The sequence below is a fragment of the Pricia mediterranea genome (assembly GCF_032248455.1).
GTDB lineage: Bacteria > Bacteroidota > Bacteroidia > Flavobacteriales > Flavobacteriaceae > Pricia > Pricia mediterranea.
Map to the genome: position 1 here is coordinate 565,835 of NZ_JAVTTP010000001.1, position 16,099 is coordinate 581,933.

Annotated in this window: 18 protein-coding genes; 13 read left to right on the plus strand and 5 right to left on the minus strand. The window is 46.9% G+C overall.

Annotation, left to right across the window (positions count from 1 at the left end):
• Positions 1 to 7: 7 nt before the first annotated feature.
• Entirely contained in the window at positions 8 to 685 is a 678-nt protein-coding gene (locus RQM65_RS02330; RefSeq protein WP_314012447.1) for a response regulator transcription factor, read from the minus strand.
• A 293-nt stretch (positions 686 to 978) separates the two neighbouring features.
• Between RQM65_RS02330 and RQM65_RS02335 the strand changes: the two genes are divergently transcribed.
• Positions 979 to 1,395 carry a hypothetical protein gene (locus RQM65_RS02335; protein WP_314012448.1) on the plus strand — a complete coding sequence of 139 codons (417 nt, stop codon included), beginning with the start codon at positions 979 to 981 and terminating at the stop codon, positions 1,393 to 1,395.
• A 245-nt stretch (positions 1,396 to 1,640) separates the two neighbouring features.
• Here the strand turns inward: RQM65_RS02335 and RQM65_RS02340 are convergent, their stop codons facing one another.
• A complete protein-coding gene (locus RQM65_RS02340) occupies positions 1,641 to 1,793 on the minus strand; it encodes a hypothetical protein (RefSeq protein WP_314012449.1) in 153 nt (50 codons plus the stop codon).
• A gap of 98 nt (positions 1,794 to 1,891) precedes the next feature.
• Here RQM65_RS02340 and RQM65_RS02345 point away from each other — a divergent pair, with 98 nt between their 5' ends.
• The 6 genes from RQM65_RS02345 to RQM65_RS02370 all read left to right on the plus strand — a co-directional run bounded on the left by RQM65_RS02345 (position 1,892) and on the right by RQM65_RS02370 (position 6,886).
• A complete protein-coding gene (locus RQM65_RS02345) occupies positions 1,892 to 2,929 on the plus strand; it encodes a sensor histidine kinase (protein ID WP_314012450.1) in 1,038 nt (345 codons plus the stop codon).
• Positions 2,930 to 3,011: 82 nt separating this feature from the next.
• Positions 3,012 to 3,773, plus strand: a complete 762-nt coding sequence (locus RQM65_RS02350) for a LytR/AlgR family response regulator transcription factor (protein WP_314012451.1) — start codon at positions 3,012 to 3,014, stop codon at positions 3,771 to 3,773.
• Positions 3,774 to 3,804: 31 nt separating this feature from the next.
• Entirely contained in the window at positions 3,805 to 4,692 is an 888-nt protein-coding gene (locus RQM65_RS02355) for a LysR substrate-binding domain-containing protein (RefSeq protein WP_314012452.1), read from the plus strand.
• A 74-nt stretch (positions 4,693 to 4,766) separates the two neighbouring features.
• A complete protein-coding gene (locus tag RQM65_RS02360) occupies positions 4,767 to 5,696 on the plus strand; it encodes a YeiH family protein (protein ID WP_314012453.1) in 930 nt (309 codons plus the stop codon).
• 130 nt (positions 5,697 to 5,826) lie between these two features.
• On the plus strand, positions 5,827 to 6,519 hold the full coding sequence (locus RQM65_RS02365) for a cyclase family protein (RefSeq protein WP_314012454.1): 693 nt from the start codon (positions 5,827 to 5,829) through the stop codon (positions 6,517 to 6,519).
• Between the two features lie 46 nt (positions 6,520 to 6,565).
• Entirely contained in the window at positions 6,566 to 6,886 is a 321-nt protein-coding gene (locus tag RQM65_RS02370; RefSeq protein WP_314012455.1) for a hypothetical protein, read from the plus strand.
• Between the two features lie 294 nt (positions 6,887 to 7,180).
• Here the strand turns inward: RQM65_RS02370 and RQM65_RS02375 are convergent, their stop codons facing one another.
• Positions 7,181 to 8,155: a bifunctional helix-turn-helix domain-containing protein/methylated-DNA--[protein]-cysteine S-methyltransferase gene (locus RQM65_RS02375; RefSeq protein ID WP_314016769.1), complete on the minus strand. Its 975-nt coding sequence runs from the start codon at positions 8,153 to 8,155 to the stop codon at positions 7,181 to 7,183.
• Between the two features lie 228 nt (positions 8,156 to 8,383).
• Positions 8,384 to 9,415: an AI-2E family transporter gene (locus RQM65_RS02380; protein ID WP_314012457.1), complete on the minus strand. Its 1,032-nt coding sequence runs from the start codon at positions 9,413 to 9,415 to the stop codon at positions 8,384 to 8,386.
• Positions 9,416 to 9,666: 251 nt separating this feature from the next.
• Between RQM65_RS02380 and RQM65_RS02385 the strand changes: the two genes are divergently transcribed.
• Positions 9,667 to 10,401 carry a hypothetical protein gene (locus RQM65_RS02385; RefSeq protein WP_314012458.1) on the plus strand — a complete coding sequence of 245 codons (735 nt, stop codon included), beginning with the start codon at positions 9,667 to 9,669 and terminating at the stop codon, positions 10,399 to 10,401.
• A 165-nt stretch (positions 10,402 to 10,566) separates the two neighbouring features.
• Positions 10,567 to 11,007, plus strand: a complete 441-nt coding sequence (locus RQM65_RS02390; RefSeq protein ID WP_314012459.1) for a PepSY-like domain-containing protein — start codon at positions 10,567 to 10,569, stop codon at positions 11,005 to 11,007.
• A gap of 236 nt (positions 11,008 to 11,243) precedes the next feature.
• On the opposite strand, the gene RQM65_RS02395 is transcribed toward RQM65_RS02390, so the two are convergent.
• Complete coding sequence (locus RQM65_RS02395) at positions 11,244 to 11,753, minus strand: GreA/GreB family elongation factor (RefSeq protein WP_314012460.1); 510 nt, start codon at positions 11,751 to 11,753, stop codon at positions 11,244 to 11,246.
• A 244-nt stretch (positions 11,754 to 11,997) separates the two neighbouring features.
• On the opposite strand from RQM65_RS02395, the gene RQM65_RS02400 reads away from it, so the two are divergent.
• The 4 genes from RQM65_RS02400 (at position 11,998) to RQM65_RS02415 (ending at position 16,026) form a co-directional block, all read left to right on the plus strand.
• The gene (locus RQM65_RS02400) at positions 11,998 to 12,510 is read left to right on the plus strand and encodes a DUF3124 domain-containing protein (protein WP_314012462.1); all 513 of its coding nucleotides are present in this window, start codon (positions 11,998 to 12,000) and stop codon (positions 12,508 to 12,510) included.
• A gap of 116 nt (positions 12,511 to 12,626) precedes the next feature.
• Positions 12,627 to 13,406, plus strand: coding sequence for a TrkA C-terminal domain-containing protein (locus RQM65_RS02405; RefSeq protein WP_314012463.1), 780 nt, complete (start codon positions 12,627 to 12,629; stop codon positions 13,404 to 13,406).
• A gap of 130 nt (positions 13,407 to 13,536) precedes the next feature.
• Entirely contained in the window at positions 13,537 to 14,694 is a 1,158-nt protein-coding gene (locus RQM65_RS02410; protein ID WP_314012464.1) for an MFS transporter, read from the plus strand.
• Positions 14,695 to 14,775: 81 nt separating this feature from the next.
• Entirely contained in the window at positions 14,776 to 16,026 is a 1,251-nt protein-coding gene (locus tag RQM65_RS02415) for an amidohydrolase family protein (protein WP_314012465.1), read from the plus strand.
• Positions 16,027 to 16,099: the final 73 nt, after the last annotated feature.

The following is a 16,099-nucleotide window of genomic DNA, read 5'->3' on the forward strand; positions in this document are numbered from 1 at the left end:
AAGGGATTTAGGCTACCGACAGCTTGTATCCGACTCCGTAGACCGCTTCGATTTGGACGGTCGCTCCCGCCTCGGTCAGCTTTTTGCGCAGGTTCTTTATTTGGGAATAAATAAAGTCAAAGCTATCGGCCTGGTCGATATGGTCGCCCCATACGTGTTCCGCCAGGGCGGCCTTGGTGACCAAACGTAATTTGTTAGCGATCAAATAGGTCAGCACGTCGAATTCCTTGCGGTTCAAGGCCACCCCATCGTTCCCGATTTCGAGGCTGCGTCCCTCAGCATCGATGCGTAGGTTTCCGATCTCGATCAAACTGCTTCCTTCAAAACTCCGTCGGCGTACAACCGCCCTTACCCGGGCGCGGAGCTCGGCCATGTGGAAGGGTTTTGACAGGTAGTCGTCCGCCCCAAGGTCAAGACCTTTAATGCGGTCATCCAAAGAATCCTTTGCCGATACGATAATGACCCCATCGGCCTTTTCCATTTGTTTCAATTGCTGCAAGAGTTCGAGTCCGTTGCCGTCCGGCAGGCCAATATCCAAAAGGATGCAATCGTAATCGTAGGCCCCGATCTTATCGTTGGCCGTTCTAAAATCTGGTGCCGTCTCTACCACATATTGTTCCCGCTCCAAGGTCTGCCGCATCGTATCCCTCATCTGCGGCTCGTCTTCAATAATCAGGATTTTCATAAGGCCTGGATTTGGAACAACAATATAAAGTAATTCTAGAAAGAAACGGTAATTGTTGCGTATTCCAACCTCTAAACTTGGCATGCCGTTGACGCCCGGCTTGATTATTAAGACGGTTTGGTCCGATAAAAAGCTCTAATCTTCAACAAGTCGATTCACTTCACCCATCAAAATTGGCGGTTCACTTGCCGTTTTGGTCGTTTCACCCAGAAAGTCCCCTTTCGAGGGGCGTTACGCCCGTATATTTGCCCCAGTAAACGAAAGGAAATAGAATTAAGTGAAGTATAAATACCATGAAAAAAGCAACAACATATATAGGAATTGCTCTTCTAGGGTCGATTATGATGTCCTTTTCCGGAACGCCGGACTGTAAGACCAATTGCGAACCCCTGCCGATCGATGAGATTATCTATATTGAACCACAGGAAGATCTTGAACTGGACTTCGATACCGAAGAGTATCTACCCGAAGACTTTAATGCCTACGAAGGCATGGGCACTGACCTAACGGACATCGTTTTTATTGAGGAAGAGGAAGAAATAGATCTCGGATTTGATCCCAAGGCCTATCTACCGATCGGTTTTGACGCCTATAAGGGTATGGAAATCGATTTGGAAACTGTCGAATATATCGAGGAAGATGAAGATGTTGAACTGGAATTCAACGTGCAGCATTTCCTTCCAGAAGATTTTGATGCGTACTCCAGCTAATGCGGATCACCGATTCCGATGTAAACAACAAGCCGTCCCAGGAATTATGGAGACGGCTTTTTTATGTTTGTTTTACCAGTATCTATGAACTCATTTAAACTTTTTATTTGGAACCGATAATTTCGGCTTTTGTGCCCCAATGAAGGCTTTTTTGAGCAGCATAGCCATAGCACTGGTGTGATAAAAAGATAAAATTAGAGCGCAAAATGTGAAATTTGCAGGTAAAATAGAAAGTCTTAACGGGTTCAAAGTAAGTTGGTCTTTCTTCCTTGCTCTTTCCGTCCCTTTTTTCCGTTGGCAAGCCTTTCAATGGCTGGCAAGGTCATGATTGCCCATTTCATCTGTGGCAGAATCTTTTTGGTCTTCCCTTCAGGAAACCCGATTTCTAAATGACTCACTTAAAGTGTACTTTTGAACATCGCGTGAAACATCCTATCAAAGAATTTGTACATCCCATGATATATTTTTTGGAACATCCCTCTAAAAACCCTTTTCCATGCCCTTAACCCAGGTCAAACAATCCGCCATCATCAAGATAGCCGTGCTGATCGCCATCTTGGCCTCCTTACCGAAGACTATTTTATTATATGAAATGCTCATGGACGGCGACTTGGGACTTTCCACGATTTGGATCATGGATATGCTCTACCGTCTGATCTTTTTCTTTCTGTTCTCTTGGGCCATATTGGAGCTGAACGCCAATATCGGTTATGCCAAATATAAGTGGCCGACCAAAATACGCTTGGCCGTTTTGATCTTGGTCAATATTGCCATATTGATGGCGGCATTGGCCCTCTTTAGAATGCTGTACCCCGTCGTGCTAGGTATCGAAATCTCAGAGCGCGATAACGGCTTTTTAAACTTCACCTATATCAATCTGTTGATTGCCCTATTCTTTATCGGGAGAATCTTACGCTTGCGGACCGATAAGCAGGAAAGCCGGATAGAGAACGAGCGGCTGAAGCAGCAAAGCCTGCAGAACGAGCTCATTGCGCTTAAGAATCAGGTCGATCCCCATTTTCTTTTCAACTCCCTTAATTCCCTGACTTCCCTGATCCGTGAAAATGAAAAGGCCACACAATTTGTCAAAAAACTCTCCCACATGTACCGCTACATTTTACAAAGCGGCGAAAGCGACCTGGTAAGCGTCAAAGAAGAGCTCAAGTTTACGGAAAGCTACACCCACCTGATTCGCACGCGCTATCGTGACCGGTTCACCATCGATATCCAGATTGCGGAACGATATCTCGATCGTGAGATTCCGCCATTGGCTTTGCAGCTGCTAGTGGAAAACGCTGTAAAACACAATGAAATATCCACAAAAAACCCGTTAAAGGTCTATATTTACTCCAAAAATGGATCTCTCTACGTCGAAAACCCGATACAGCTGCGTACCGTCTTGAAAGAAGGAACGAAAAACGGACTTCTTAACCTGAACAAGCGTTATGTACTACTGCTCAAAAAAGAACTCAAGGTGAGCACCGAAAATGATACCTTTGTCGTTGAACTGCCTTTGGTCAAGGGTTCGAAATAGTGATAAAAACTAGGCTAAGATCTTGATCGCGACAATACGTCCGATTGCGATAGCACCCGAACGACGATGAATTCCGAACTAAATGAAAGTACTGATTATAGAAGACGAGCTAGCGGCCAGTGATAACCTTGCGTATTTGCTGCAGTCCATCGATAGGAATATCGAGGTAATAGCCGTTTTGGATTCGGTAAAGGCTTCCGTAGATTTTTTCTCAAAACCCCATGAAGCCGAACTGGTGTTTATGGACATCCACCTCGCCGACGGTATTTCTTTCGAAATTTTTGAACGTACGTCCATTGACGTTCCCGTAATCTTCACTACTGCTTACAACCAATATGCCTTAAAGGCCTTTAAGTTCAACAGTATCGACTACCTATTGAAACCCATCGACAAAGACGAGCTGGCGGATGCCCTGCAGCAGTTCAAAATACAGAACAGCGAAAAAAGCATCGACGACCGACAGGTGAAAGGTCTGCTCGATTTGATCCAGACCGAACGCAAAAATTACAAGACCACTTTTTTGGTCGGGCTGCGCGATCAGCTGATTCCTCTGAAAACGGATAACATCGCCTATTTCAGAATCGATACCGGTATCGTTAAAGCTATCACTTCGGATAACAAATCCTACACGGTCGATGAAAAACTTGAGGATATCGAAAAAGAACTGAATCCCGAAAATTTTTACCGGGCCAACAGGCAATTTATTATCCACAGGGAGGCGGTGGTCAACCTCAAGGCCTATTTTAACGGCAAGCTTATCGTAGAAGTAACCCCGGTCTGCGATGAACGTATCGTGGTCAGCAAGGCCAAGGCCTCCGAATTCAAGGAGTGGATGGAGAATTAGATTTTTGGGATTTTACCCGTATCTACCGCAAATGGACCATAAGCTGAAAATATTTAGGGAGGTCGCTTTGGCCAAGAGCTTTACCAAGGCTGCGGAGCACCTGTTTCTCTCCCAACCCGCCGTGTCAAAGACCATCAAAAATCTGGAAACGGATTACGGGAAGGCCTTTTTTCTACGTCAGGGCAACACCATCGAACTGACCGCGGAAGGGCGGGTGTTTTTGGAATACACGGAGAAATTGTTGGATACCTATGCGGCTATGGCGGACGAATTTTCCTCTGATGGGCACAAGTTGCCGTCTCAGGTCAAAATAGGCGCCAGTACGACCATCGGGCAATACGTGCTTCCCAAAATAATGGCGAAAATCCAAAAAAACCACCCGGCGATCCAATTTAATCTTATCTGCGGGAATACGGACAAAATTCAGTCCCTCATCCTTGACGGGCAGCTGGACTTCGGAATCGTCGAAGGCGACAACCATAACACCCGTCTTCACTATGAGGTGTTCGTTAAGGACGAACTGGTCCTGGTCACGGGCACCGGAAACGACAAGGTCAAGACAGAGACCACCGACACCGCCCACCTTCAGGAACTTCCCTTTGTGGGACGGGAGCTCGGATCAGGTACCCGGGAGGTCATTGCCAATACCCTCGCAAGGCAAAATGCCGGCCCCCTGAACATCCAATCCGTTTTAGGCAGTACGGAAAGCATCAAATCTTATGTTCAGTATTCCGACCGCTACGCCTTTTTGCCCATCCATGCCATCGACCAAGAACTGCTGGATGGCAAGCTAAGGGTTATCGATGTCGAAGGCCTGAGTATCGAGCGCTGGTTCTACTTCGTGAACCGACAAGGATATCAGTCCAAAATCGATAAAAAACTTCAGCAGCTTTTGGTGGAATGGTATAACAAAAGGTAATACCCTATCGCTTATTGCTTTGCATTTCTGTTATGGAATCTGCCGTTCTTTGTAACATAAAAATTAAAGATGTTATGAAGGCACACGGACCCATAATCACAAAAGTTATTTTTGCGACCGGAATCCTGCTCTGTATGAGCGGATGGATCAGCAGTCCCCTTGCCCTGATCTTGGGATTTGTCTCAACCCTGTTTTTGGGACAGCCGTTCGAACGTTTTATCCACGGAGGAATCCAGTACCTGTTAAAGATTTCCGTAGTGGGACTGGGATTCGGCATGTTCTTGATAGAAACCCTAAAAACGGGCAGGGAAGGTCTTAACCTGACCATTTTGACCATCGCCTCGACCTTGATCCTGGGATGGTTTTTGGCAAAATTCTTAAAAATAGAAAAACATTTAGGGCATTTGATATCCTCGGGAACCTCTATTTGTGGGGGAAGTGCCATTGCAGCGGTATCACCGGTCATCCACGCCAAACCCAAGACGATTTCCGTATCGTTGGGGGTCGTTTTTCTGCTCAACTCCTTGGCCCTGTTCATTTTTCCCGCAATCGGACACTATTTCCATATGACCCAGCACCAGTTCGGAATGTGGGCGGCCGTCGCCATCCACGATACCAGCTCCGTCGTAGGCACCGCGGTGGATTATGGGGAAGAGGCCCTGCGGGTGGCCACTACGGTCAAACTGGCGCGAACCTTATGGATAATTCCGGTTTCCGTACTCTCTATGTTCCTATTCAAAAGCAAGGACGGAAAGATCAAGATTCCCTGGTTCATCCTCTTCTTTATCGGGGCCATCCTCTTGAACAGCTACCTGCCACTGCCCGACACCCTGACCCGTGGCATTACCGATCTCTCCAAACGGCTGTTGATCGTCACCCTGTTCCTGGTCGGCAGCACCCTCTCGATAAAGGACATCAAACAGACCGGTTTCAAACCCTTCGTGCTGGGCGTTTCTTTATGGGTATTTATTTCGGTGGCCTCGTTGATGTTCATTCTTTACTAGGAATGCAAAACACGGCATTTAAGGATGTCTTTATTCTTACGACTTCTTTTCGGTAATTTCGGTTTATAAGGGCGGATGGATTTCTTTCCGCCCTTGGTTTTACAGAAAAAATGGAACTCCTCATTTAAAAATGTGTAACTTGATCCAAATGACCTGTACGGATATGCTAATCGACCTGAGCCATACCATAGAAGACGGACTGACTACCTACAAAGGACTGCCCGCCCCGATTATCTGTGACTATCTGAGCCGGGAGGAATCAAAAAAACACTACGCTGAGGGTACGGAATTTCAAATCGGAAAAATAGAAATGGTCGCCAATACGGGAACCTATCTCGATTGTCCGTTTCACCGATTTGCCGATGGAAAAGACCTCTCCCAGATCAAACTTGATAGCTTTACCGACCTCGATGCCATCGTAATCCATGTGCCTTTTTCCGAAACCTTGGCCATCACGGAGGAATTCATTAAACCTTACGACGTAAAAAAGCGGGCCGTGCTGATCCACACGGGATGGGACAAGCATTGGAACACAGACAAGTATTTTGAAAACAATCCCCATCTGACCGAAAAAGCGGCCGAATACCTAAAAGATTCCCAAGCAAAATTGGTCGGTATCGATTCCGTTAACATCGATAGTATGGAAAGCAACGCGAGACCCGTCCACACCGTTCTTCTCGGCGCTGAAATTCTGATCGTCGAACATCTTTGCAACTTAGGATCCATACCGGACATCAACTTTAAATTTAGTGCGATACCCCCAAAATTTAAGGGGGTAGGTACTTTTCCGGTAAGGGCCATGGCCAAATTGAAAGGGGAGTAGGACGAGAACGGGCCTGGCGTTACATCGAACATAGGGAAGAAGAGATATGGAGCGTACCAAGATCATCATGGCCCACATTGTGGCTACGGCCGTCGGCACCCTGACAATAAGCTGCTTTTTTATTTTTTCGTTGATTGTCGAGATTATGGGGGAAACCTTGTTCATCAAACAGGTAAAAACAGGTATACTCTGCTGTTTGCCCATTTTGTTTATCGCCATGCCCGTATTTGGACTGACAGGCAAAAAACTAGCGGGAAACTCCAAAAATCCCTTAGTCCTGCATAAATTGCGGCGGATGAAGCTAGTGGCCCTCAACGGCGCTATCTTGATATCGTTGGACACCTACCTGTATTACCACGCCATCTAATGGAACCATCGACGCCACCTTCTTGTATGTTCAAATCGTCGAACTCGTTATCGGCGCCATCAACCTCGGCCTGATCGGCATGAACATCAGGGCGGGAATGAAGTTGTCGGGTCGTTTGGCGAAAAATGGGATATGAATCTCGCTCATGATTTAAGCGAACATCCTGTACCCCATTTACTATACCGAGCAAGGCACACCACTCAACGAAGCCGGAGGAACAGCGATTCCCGAATACATCGGACTCCACAACTCCTTCCGACCGACCTGACCCCTGTAACGGTTTTTATTGAATTTCTACTCCCCATTCCGTCTGGCCGCCTCCCATCCGATCAAGGCCGATTTTCGGGTGTCTCCCCACATATAGCCGCCCAGATTTCCCGACGCCCTGATTACCCGATGGCAAGGGATCAAGAAGGCTACGGGGTTGGTTCCGATGGCGGTCCCGACCGCCCGGGAGGCCTTGGGTTTTCCGATTTCCTTGGCAATCGTGCCATACGTGGAGACATCTCCCATGGGAATCTTCAAAAGGGCCTCCCATACTTTCAATTGGAACGGAGTAGCATTCAGGTGCAATTTTATTTGATCCAATTGGCTCCAATCGTGCTGAAAGATAAAAAGCGCGTTTTGTTGGATGCTGTCCACAACTTGTCGATAATTTGCGTTCGGAAAGCGTTTTTGGAGTTGTAAGAGCGCAGCGTCCTTACTCTTTTGATCATCTTGCCTGTCACCTCTCCGCTCATGATCATCCTCACTGGCCCACGTGTCATTACAAGTACCAGCCAAATTTTTTCCTCTTCCCTTAGAATTATTACCACTCAAATCGTTCTCCCCATCCCCATAAAAAGCCATATGGCATATGCCCTTCGAGGTCGATGCGACTATAATGTTCCCGAACGGACTCTCGGCAAAACTATAGTTAATGGACAGGTTTTCGCCCCCGCTCTTGAACTCCCCCGGGGTCATGCCCTCGATATTGACGAACAGGTCGTGTAAGCGGCCCGTTCCCGATAGCCCAGTTTCTAAGGCCGTGTCGAAGAGAGTGGCCTGTTTGTCCTGCAACAACCGCTTTGCATATCCGATGCTGAGATACTGTATGAATTTTTTGGGACTGACCCCGGCCCAGTCGGTAAACATCCTTTGGAAATGATAGGAACTCATGTGTAGGTATTCGGCAATTTCGCCGAGGGAGGGTCGGGACTTGTAATGGGTCTTGATATAGGCTATCGCCCGGGCAATCCGTTTGAAGTCTATTTGTTCTTGTGCCGTCATTTCTACTGTTCTGTTTTCCAAAAATAGGACGGTTTCAATGGTTTTAAAACCCGATTCTTGCTAAAGGGCATCCCTGAACTTGAATAATCGTACATTCATTGCTTACCGTGGAAATCGATGACGACACCTTCATCGTTTTCTTACCTCTGTTCTTGTACTGCATCATCCGGACATATCGTCGTTTTTCTCAATTGGCGGATATACAATTAAGCGGGCAATCAATTAATCCTATTCCTTCTTCCGCAACAAAAGCGCATAGGCCTCCATCCCTTGCGTGTGTTCGAAAATCACCTTCAAAACCCCGACCACCGGCAGCGCGATGATGGCACCCACCAAGCCCCATATCCAAGAGAGAAGGATGACCCCGAAAATAGTGACAAAGGGATTGAGGTCGATCTCGTCCCCGATGATCCACGGCGTCAACACATAATTTTCGATGACCTGCGCTGCCGCGATGACCCCGATCACGATAAGGGCAGGGGTCGCACCCGAATAGAGATAGGACAAAATAATGGCGATACCGCCTCCAATGATGTTTCCCACATACGGAATGATGGAGAACAGCGTGGCGAACAAGGCTAGAAAAAGCGCAAAGGGCACTCCCCCGACCTTAAATCCGATAAAATAGATAATAAATAGGAAAACCATCATCTTTCCCTTGCCGGCCAAATAGTTGGTAATGACGTCAGAGGATTCCTCAAGAATATTGCCCATTGCGGATTCGTTGGATGCCAGCCGTTTGAAGAAGCGTACGAACAGGGACTTCTGCATCAACAGCAGTATCACATAAATTAGGATGATAAAGGACTGGGACAATACAGTGGACAATGAGGAAGCGAACATAGAAAGCAGGGTTTCTAATTTACCCATGAAATCAATGTTACTCCTGACGTACTGTTTATAATCGACGTTTAAATTATCGTTTAACCATTGGGTAATACCCTCCAAACGTTGGGAGGCCTTCTCTTTTATGGTTTCCCATTGGTCGATCATATTGCCGAATTGTGTGCTGATCAACCACGAGAGCAGCAGAAAAATGACGATCGACAGCAGGATGGATAAGGTTATGGCCGCCCAACCGGGGATGCCCCATTTCTTGAACCTTTCGGTGGGGCCATTCAACAGCGACGCTAGCATCACTGCTACCGTCAAAGGAAGCAAGAGGGGGGACCCGAAATGCATTAGGGCCATGATGCCTACGACCAATGCTAAAGTACTTAGCAGTTTGTTGCCATCGATATGTATCTTTTTATCTTTCATAATCTTACATGGTTCATACAAAAATGATGTATTTCCTAGCGCCATCAAAATGAAGGTACCCTTAAAAGCCCCATTTAAGACTGGATGGGCTAAAATGAATTGCGATTGCGACACGCTTTTCCTGCGATGGCATTCCTCCCGGTATTGTTTGGTTTCGATTGGTTTTTATTGCTATAATAATCTTCGCAATAGCGTCAATTTCATGTAGGAATCCTCTCTATGTTTGCCATTAAACTTAAAACATAAAACCTATGAAAAATTTTAAACACACAGATAGTATTGCTTACAGGCAGAGCGAAACTCCCGGGCAAACCCATCCAGTAGATAAGCGTTCACGAAATTCCGTGAAGCATGTGATTTTAATGACTTTGGCCATGGTTTTCGGAGCGATGGGAATCTCCAACGCGCAATTAAGCGAAGGCGATTTTATGCTAGGTAGTGATTTAGGAAGCGGCCTGGTCACTTCCCCGGGCAGCGGCCTGTTGGGATTTAACTTCGGTCTGAACGATGGTGCGGGCTATAATATCGGACTTAGCCCCAAGGTAGGTTATTTTATCAAGGATAACTTTCTAATCGGGGTTACAACTAATTTGGGTTTCACCAAATCGCCCGAGTCCTTGGGCGAATCGACCAAGACAACGGTTTATGGAGTACAGGCGTTGTCTAGATATTACCTTTTTCCTGGCCAAGTAGGCGTTGAAAATCTATTGAGAAAAGGTCGATTTTTTATTGAGGCCAACGGAGGTATCTCGGGGGTCAATGTGGTTGATGGACCATCGACCAACGGCTTTGCACTTGGATTCGGCCCTGGATATTCGTACTTCATCACCGATAACGTAGCTTTGGAGACCTCGTTCAAGTACAACGGACTCGCTGGGGGCGGCGATACGAGCTATCAACATAGTCTCGGTCTGAATTTGGGGATACAGATTTTCTTACCCTCCTCACAGGTCGAAAACAGAATCGATCGTGAAATCGATAACTAATGGAATTATCGTCCGGACATTACACTGGAAAATTTAAAAAGGAGATATCTTTAGTAGTAAGATCCCTTCCTAAATTTCCAAAAGCATAATGACTATCATTCCCAAATGATTACAGTTTTGGCTGTTATATTTGACCCAAATTAATAATTCGAAAAAAGTATGAATATGAAAAATTTAAGTGTAGCACTAATCGCCCTGTTGGGCACCGCGGCCGTTTCGGCACAGGATCTGAATCCTGCAGACGTACCGCAAGATTTAAGGGATACCTTTGAACAAGCCCATCCTAACGCTTCCGATGTGGAGTGGGAACGGGAAGGTGACAGCTATAAGGTTGAGTTCGAAGTCGATTATCAAGATCAAGAGGTCTGGTACTCTGCCGATGGCCAGACAAATAAAATGGAGAAGGACATCAAGGAAGACGAACTTCCCCAGGCCATCTCCTCGGCTATCTCGGACAAATACGCAGATTACAAAGTAGATTCCATAGAAATGACCGAAGAAAACGGCAAAACCACCTACGAAGTGGAGCTCGAAAAAGGATGGGACGACGAAATCAACGTGGTCTTCGACGCCGATGGGAAGGTCTTGAACGAATGGAAGGACTAAATAGTAATTTTCATTTGATAGTTGGTTGGTTGGAAGGGACCGGAACATTGTTTCGGTCCTTTCTTTTTTTCTCCAATCCCATGACAAAAATTTAAGACGCTAAAACATAAGACAAATACGTTAACGGGGTCACTCCGACCCTATGACTTGCCTCATCCCATCGACCGTGCCCTGAAAAATTGGGTCCCATACACTTCGAACTAAACGCAAAACTGCACCCTCCGGTCCATTACTTCTCATTTCGAATCATAGGCGATATCCAAAATCTCGAAAACCCGATCACCCCTAATCAATTTTAAAACCACCTTGTCCCCCACTCTTTTGTTCGTTAAAAGTTTGGCGATCGGCGAAACGAAAGCAATCTTGCCGTGGGCGATATCCGCCTCATCGACGCCCGTAATCTGATAACTATGGGTTTTTTTTGAGCCATCGATTTTCAAACTTACCGTGGCCCCGAAGCGTACCTCATCATGCGGTTGACCCTTCGGCTCTACCACTTTTGCGCTCCTGATTCTGTCGTTCAACAGCTGTAATTTCGCATTGAGGTGATTTACCGCTATACGCCTTTCGCTCTCGTTGTCAAGGTCGATGGCTTCCCGTTCCGAAATCATACTATTTTTCTCCGATAAAAGTGCTTCCATTCCCCTTGGGGTGACATAATTGGTCGCTCCCGCCGGTAAATCCGCCCGAGGTGGTACAATGGGTACTTCCTCTTGGTCATCCTCTTTAACAAAACCCCTACTCATATCCGAATTATTATTAAGTTGCAAAATTGAGCGCATTGCATAATCCTACCCAAAAACCTTGGTCAGTCCATCTTGCGACTGACCTTATTCCCCCAACCCCCAAGTTATTCTGCCATCGCACGTCGGAAGCCAAGCTTTTACCCGTGAATTCCCAAGTTAAGAATATTCTCAAAAATAAGAACCGCTTTGAACCGGTTTTGCTTATATTAACATCGAATTAGCGCCTATCATTCATCGTACCCGCATGAAATATACCATTACCTTACTTGTTCTTTGTCTTGCCGTTCTCTCATGCAATGAAGAACCTGGCAAACTCAGCTCGACCGATGCCGTAAACTGGGAAAAGCGAAAGCTTGCGGAACCCGTTTCGGACTCATTGGAAATCGGACACACTTTTCTATCGATCTATTCCTCTATCTATATGCGCAACGACCAAGAGCAGTCCGACCTGACCGCTACCGTTAGCCTGCACAACCCGAACCGGAACGAAGACATCTTTATCGATAGGGCGGTATACTACAACACCCAAGGAGAGCCGATCCGTACCTATTTCGACCATACTATTTTTATAAGGCCCTTGGAAACGGTACAGATCGTCATCGACGGTACCGACAAGGAGGGAGGCACCGGAGCCAACTTTATTTTCGATTGGAAGAAAAAACCAGCCAGTAACGAGCCCCTTTTCGAGGCTGTAATGATCAATACCTTTAGCTCACAGGGGCTATCCTTCCTGACCGAGGGCAAACGTATCAAGTAATCCGGATCTGACCAAATCGTGAAAGCACATACATCAAGATGTTTATTTTTCCCAGTATTATATTCATCTCGTTTGTAAATTTGCAATACCGATCCAGAAACTTAAACGTATAGCCTATGGTAGCAGCAATAACCTTATTTCTGGTCGTTTCCCTATCGGCCCTTATCACGAAAATAGCGGCAATCGCCCTTATACATACCGGGCTCTCTACCGATATCGCCCGCTTTCAGGCGCGCTCGGCCTACACCGGGGCGGGTTTCACCTCGAACGAGACCGAAAATATCATGAGCCATCCGGTGCGCCGTAAAATTATTTTCACATTGATGCTCGTGGGCAACGCGGGTATCGTAACCGTCATGTCATCGCTTATCCTGACCTTTGTCCTGCCCGACACGCTGCTCAATCGGTTATATGGTCTGTTGATCGTAATTGTGGGTATGAGCATTCTCTGGTGGGCGATCAGAAGCAAGTGGATCGACCGCGGATTATCTAAAATTATAAATAGGATGTTAAGGCGCTATACCGATCTCGAAGTCAAGGATTTTGCCGCTGTTCTACATTTAAAGGACGATTTTAAGATCAGTGAAAAGAAAATAGCTCCCGATGATTGGATGGCCGACCGGACGCTTATAGAGCTCAACCTTCGAGAGGAAGGTATTACCGTGTTGGGCGTAGACCGCATTGGCCACGACTATTTCGGATCGCCTTCCGGAGAGTTCAAAATACTCCCCGATGACGTGGTAACCATCTACGGCAAGGCCGAGGGAATCAATAGTGTGTACAACCGTAAGAAAAGCTACAAGGCGGAGCACGAGCACGAAGAGCATGTTAAAATGGAAGAAACCCGCCAGCAGATGCAAAAACAGCGACAAAAAGAAAGCAAGCCCGCGGACTGATCCGGTACCGCTGCCGTCCGATACCTTGAATGGCTCGGTGACCCCCTTAATTTGAAACGTTTGCAACAAAGGTCCTGATACCGCCTATACCTCCAACTGCCCCTCGGGGAACACTTGAATTTCCGTTACGATGCCAAAACTTTCCGATTCCGTACTCTACCTTATGAGCATTTCAGCGGGACTGGTGGTCGCTAATCTCTATTACAACCAACCGCTATTACATCAGATATCGGTCACTTTTGAGGTGAGCGAATCCGCCGTAAGCAATGTGGCACTTGCTACGCAGCTGGGGTATGCATTGGGACTGCTGTTCGTCATTCCATTGGGCGATAAGGTCTCCAACAAAAAAATCCTCCAGTTCGATTTTTTGCTCATGGTGGCCTCGCTGCTTGCCGCCGCTTTATCCCGCTCCCTTTGGCTGTTGATTTTGAGCAATTTACTTATCGGGTTTTCCTCTGCCATCCCGCAGCTTTTCGTACCCATGGCCGCTAAGCTTGCCGATGAAAAGGATCGGGGCCGTGCCATTGGTATCGTAATGAGCGGCCTGCTGATCGGTATTTTGGGAAGCCGGGTCATCAGCGGCCTGGTCGGCGAACGGTACGGCTGGCAAATGATGTACTATGTGGCGGCAGTTTTAATGGTGCCCCTGTTAATCCTACTACAGCTAAAATTGCCCAAGATCGTACCGGAATACAAAGGCAGCTACGGCAGCCTGCTCAAATCTATCAGGTACTATTTTAAAACGGAACCCTCGGTGCGACTGGCGGCGCTCCGCGGGGGACTGGCATTTGCCGGCGTCAGTGCATTCTGGACCACCTTGGTGTTTCTGATGGAAGATTCCTTCGGCTATGGTAGTGATATTACCGGGGCTTTCGGACTTTTAGGGGTGGCCGGAGCTCTGGCCGCGGCCTATGTTGGGAAACTGAGCGATAAAATGGATAAGGGCAAAATAATTCTGTATTCGACCCTGCTACTGATCGGCTCTTGGGTAGCTTTGTTCTTTTCGGAAAATTCCATGGTAGGGTTGATCATAGGGGTCATTTTGGTGGATCTAGGGTTGCAGGCCCTGCATATCACCAATCAAAATATAATATTCTCAAAAAATCCCGAGGCCCGGAACCGGGTGAACACCATTTATATGGTAGGATTTTTTGCCGGAGGAGCGCTTGGAACAAGCCTCGGGGCCTACGCTTGGGAACACTTCAAGTGGACGGGCGTTTCAATATTAGGCTTTACGCTTTCCGCAGCCATCATCTGTGTGCACCTGATATGCAAGGAGCGTTCGTGATCAAGGGGTGCATCGACAGGGCTGTATGAACAATTGGAGCAGACCGCCCATTTATTTTTTTTTGAATCTACTATCTATATTATGCACGACCTCTTTCTTAAAAATGCACGAATACACGATGATAAGGATCCCTCTGACATAGTTGTTGACAAGGGTAAAATCGTAAGCATCAGAACAGCATCGAAAACCCCGGCGGAACCGGAACAGACAGAGGCATACCGTAATATCTATGACGCCGCGGGACAATGGGTGTGTTCCGGATTCTATGAAAGCCATATTCATTTGGATAAAGCCTGTATTCTCGACCGCTGTAATCTAGAGGAAGGCACCCTGGACGAAGCGGTCGAGGAAACCGGAAAGGCGAAGTCTGATTTTACCGTAAATGACGTATTCGACCGTGCATCCCGCGTTGTGGAAATGGCCATAAAAAAAGGCACTGTGGGACTCCGTACCTTCGTCGAGACGGACCCGAAATCCGAATTGCGTTCGTTCGAGGCCCTCAAAAAGGTCAGGGAAAAATACGCGTTTGCCATAGATATCGAAATTTGTGCTTTCGCCCAAGAAGGATTGACAGATCAAAAAGAAACCCATGAACTGCTCGAACAGGCGTTACAAAATGGTGCCAACTTGACCGGTGGTTGTCCTTATAAGGATGAAAATCCCGAACGCCATATCGAAATGATATTCGATCTGGCACAGAAATTCGGAGTGCCCGCGGATTTTCATTTGGACTTTGATCTAGATCCCGAAAATTCGAGTATCCCAAAAATCAGCGAGGAAACTGTCAAGCGTCACTATCAGGGAAAAGTATCCATCGGTCATGTTACCAAACTATCGGCCATGTCGCCCGACCAACGCCACGCGATGTCAACGCTTTTAAAAAACGCCGAGGTTGCCCTTACCGTTCTTCCCGCTACGGATATCTTCCTGAACGGTAGGGACTATGAATCTTTAATACCCCGTGGCATGGTGAACGCCGACGAACTTACCGGGATGGGCATTACCGCCACCCTGGCGAGCAATAACATTCTCAATGCATTTACTCCTTTTGGAGATGCTTCATTGCTACGTATGGCGAATATGTACGCAAATATTGCCCAGCTTTCAAAAGACGAGGCAATCGCGCGTGTATTCGATATGATTACTATAAATGCAGCGAGATTACTTTCCAAGCGGACCGGGATAAAAATAGGTGCCCCCGCAAATTTCGTGGTATTGGAAGCAAAGAACGCCGTTGATGCAATTCGGACCGTAGCGCAGCCCCTAGCCGGTTTTAAGGGCGGTAGGCAGACTTTTTCCAATGCGCCGGCCACAATATATTTTGAAGAATAGAAACGGATACACCCTATCGTGAAACTCAAATCTTTCATAAAAAATCGCACCTCCGACCGAACAAAAAAGGCTT

Excerpts from the sequence above, each read along its gene's own strand:
- RQM65_RS02330 (WP_314012447.1), bottom strand. The coding sequence starts at position 685 with ATGAAAATCCTGATTATTGAAGACGAGCCGCAGATGAGGGATACGATG.
- RQM65_RS02335 (WP_314012448.1), top strand. The coding sequence starts at position 979 with ATGAAAAAAGCAACAACATATATAGGAATTGCTCTTCTAGGGTCGATT.
- RQM65_RS02345 (WP_314012450.1), top strand. The coding sequence starts at position 1,892 with ATGCCCTTAACCCAGGTCAAACAATCCGCCATCATCAAGATAGCCGTG.
- RQM65_RS02350 (WP_314012451.1), top strand. The coding sequence starts at position 3,012 with ATGAAAGTACTGATTATAGAAGACGAGCTAGCGGCCAGTGATAACCTT.
- RQM65_RS02355 (WP_314012452.1), top strand. The coding sequence starts at position 3,805 with ATGGACCATAAGCTGAAAATATTTAGGGAGGTCGCTTTGGCCAAGAGC.
- RQM65_RS02360 (WP_314012453.1), top strand. The coding sequence starts at position 4,767 with ATGAAGGCACACGGACCCATAATCACAAAAGTTATTTTTGCGACCGGA.
- RQM65_RS02365 (WP_314012454.1), top strand. The coding sequence starts at position 5,827 with ATGTGTAACTTGATCCAAATGACCTGTACGGATATGCTAATCGACCTG.
- RQM65_RS02370 (WP_314012455.1), top strand. The coding sequence starts at position 6,566 with ATGGAGCGTACCAAGATCATCATGGCCCACATTGTGGCTACGGCCGTC.
- RQM65_RS02375 (WP_314016769.1), bottom strand. The coding sequence starts at position 8,155 with ATGACGGCACAAGAACAAATAGACTTCAAACGGATTGCCCGGGCGATA.
- RQM65_RS02380 (WP_314012457.1), bottom strand. The coding sequence starts at position 9,415 with ATGAAAGATAAAAAGATACATATCGATGGCAACAAACTGCTAAGTACT.
- RQM65_RS02385 (WP_314012458.1), top strand. The coding sequence starts at position 9,667 with ATGAAAAATTTTAAACACACAGATAGTATTGCTTACAGGCAGAGCGAA.
- RQM65_RS02390 (WP_314012459.1), top strand. The coding sequence starts at position 10,567 with ATGAAAAATTTAAGTGTAGCACTAATCGCCCTGTTGGGCACCGCGGCC.
- RQM65_RS02395 (WP_314012460.1), bottom strand. The coding sequence starts at position 11,753 with ATGAGTAGGGGTTTTGTTAAAGAGGATGACCAAGAGGAAGTACCCATT.
- RQM65_RS02400 (WP_314012462.1), top strand. The coding sequence starts at position 11,998 with ATGAAATATACCATTACCTTACTTGTTCTTTGTCTTGCCGTTCTCTCA.
- RQM65_RS02405 (WP_314012463.1), top strand. The coding sequence starts at position 12,627 with ATGGTAGCAGCAATAACCTTATTTCTGGTCGTTTCCCTATCGGCCCTT.
- RQM65_RS02410 (WP_314012464.1), top strand. The coding sequence starts at position 13,537 with ATGCCAAAACTTTCCGATTCCGTACTCTACCTTATGAGCATTTCAGCG.
- RQM65_RS02415 (WP_314012465.1), top strand. The coding sequence starts at position 14,776 with ATGCACGACCTCTTTCTTAAAAATGCACGAATACACGATGATAAGGAT.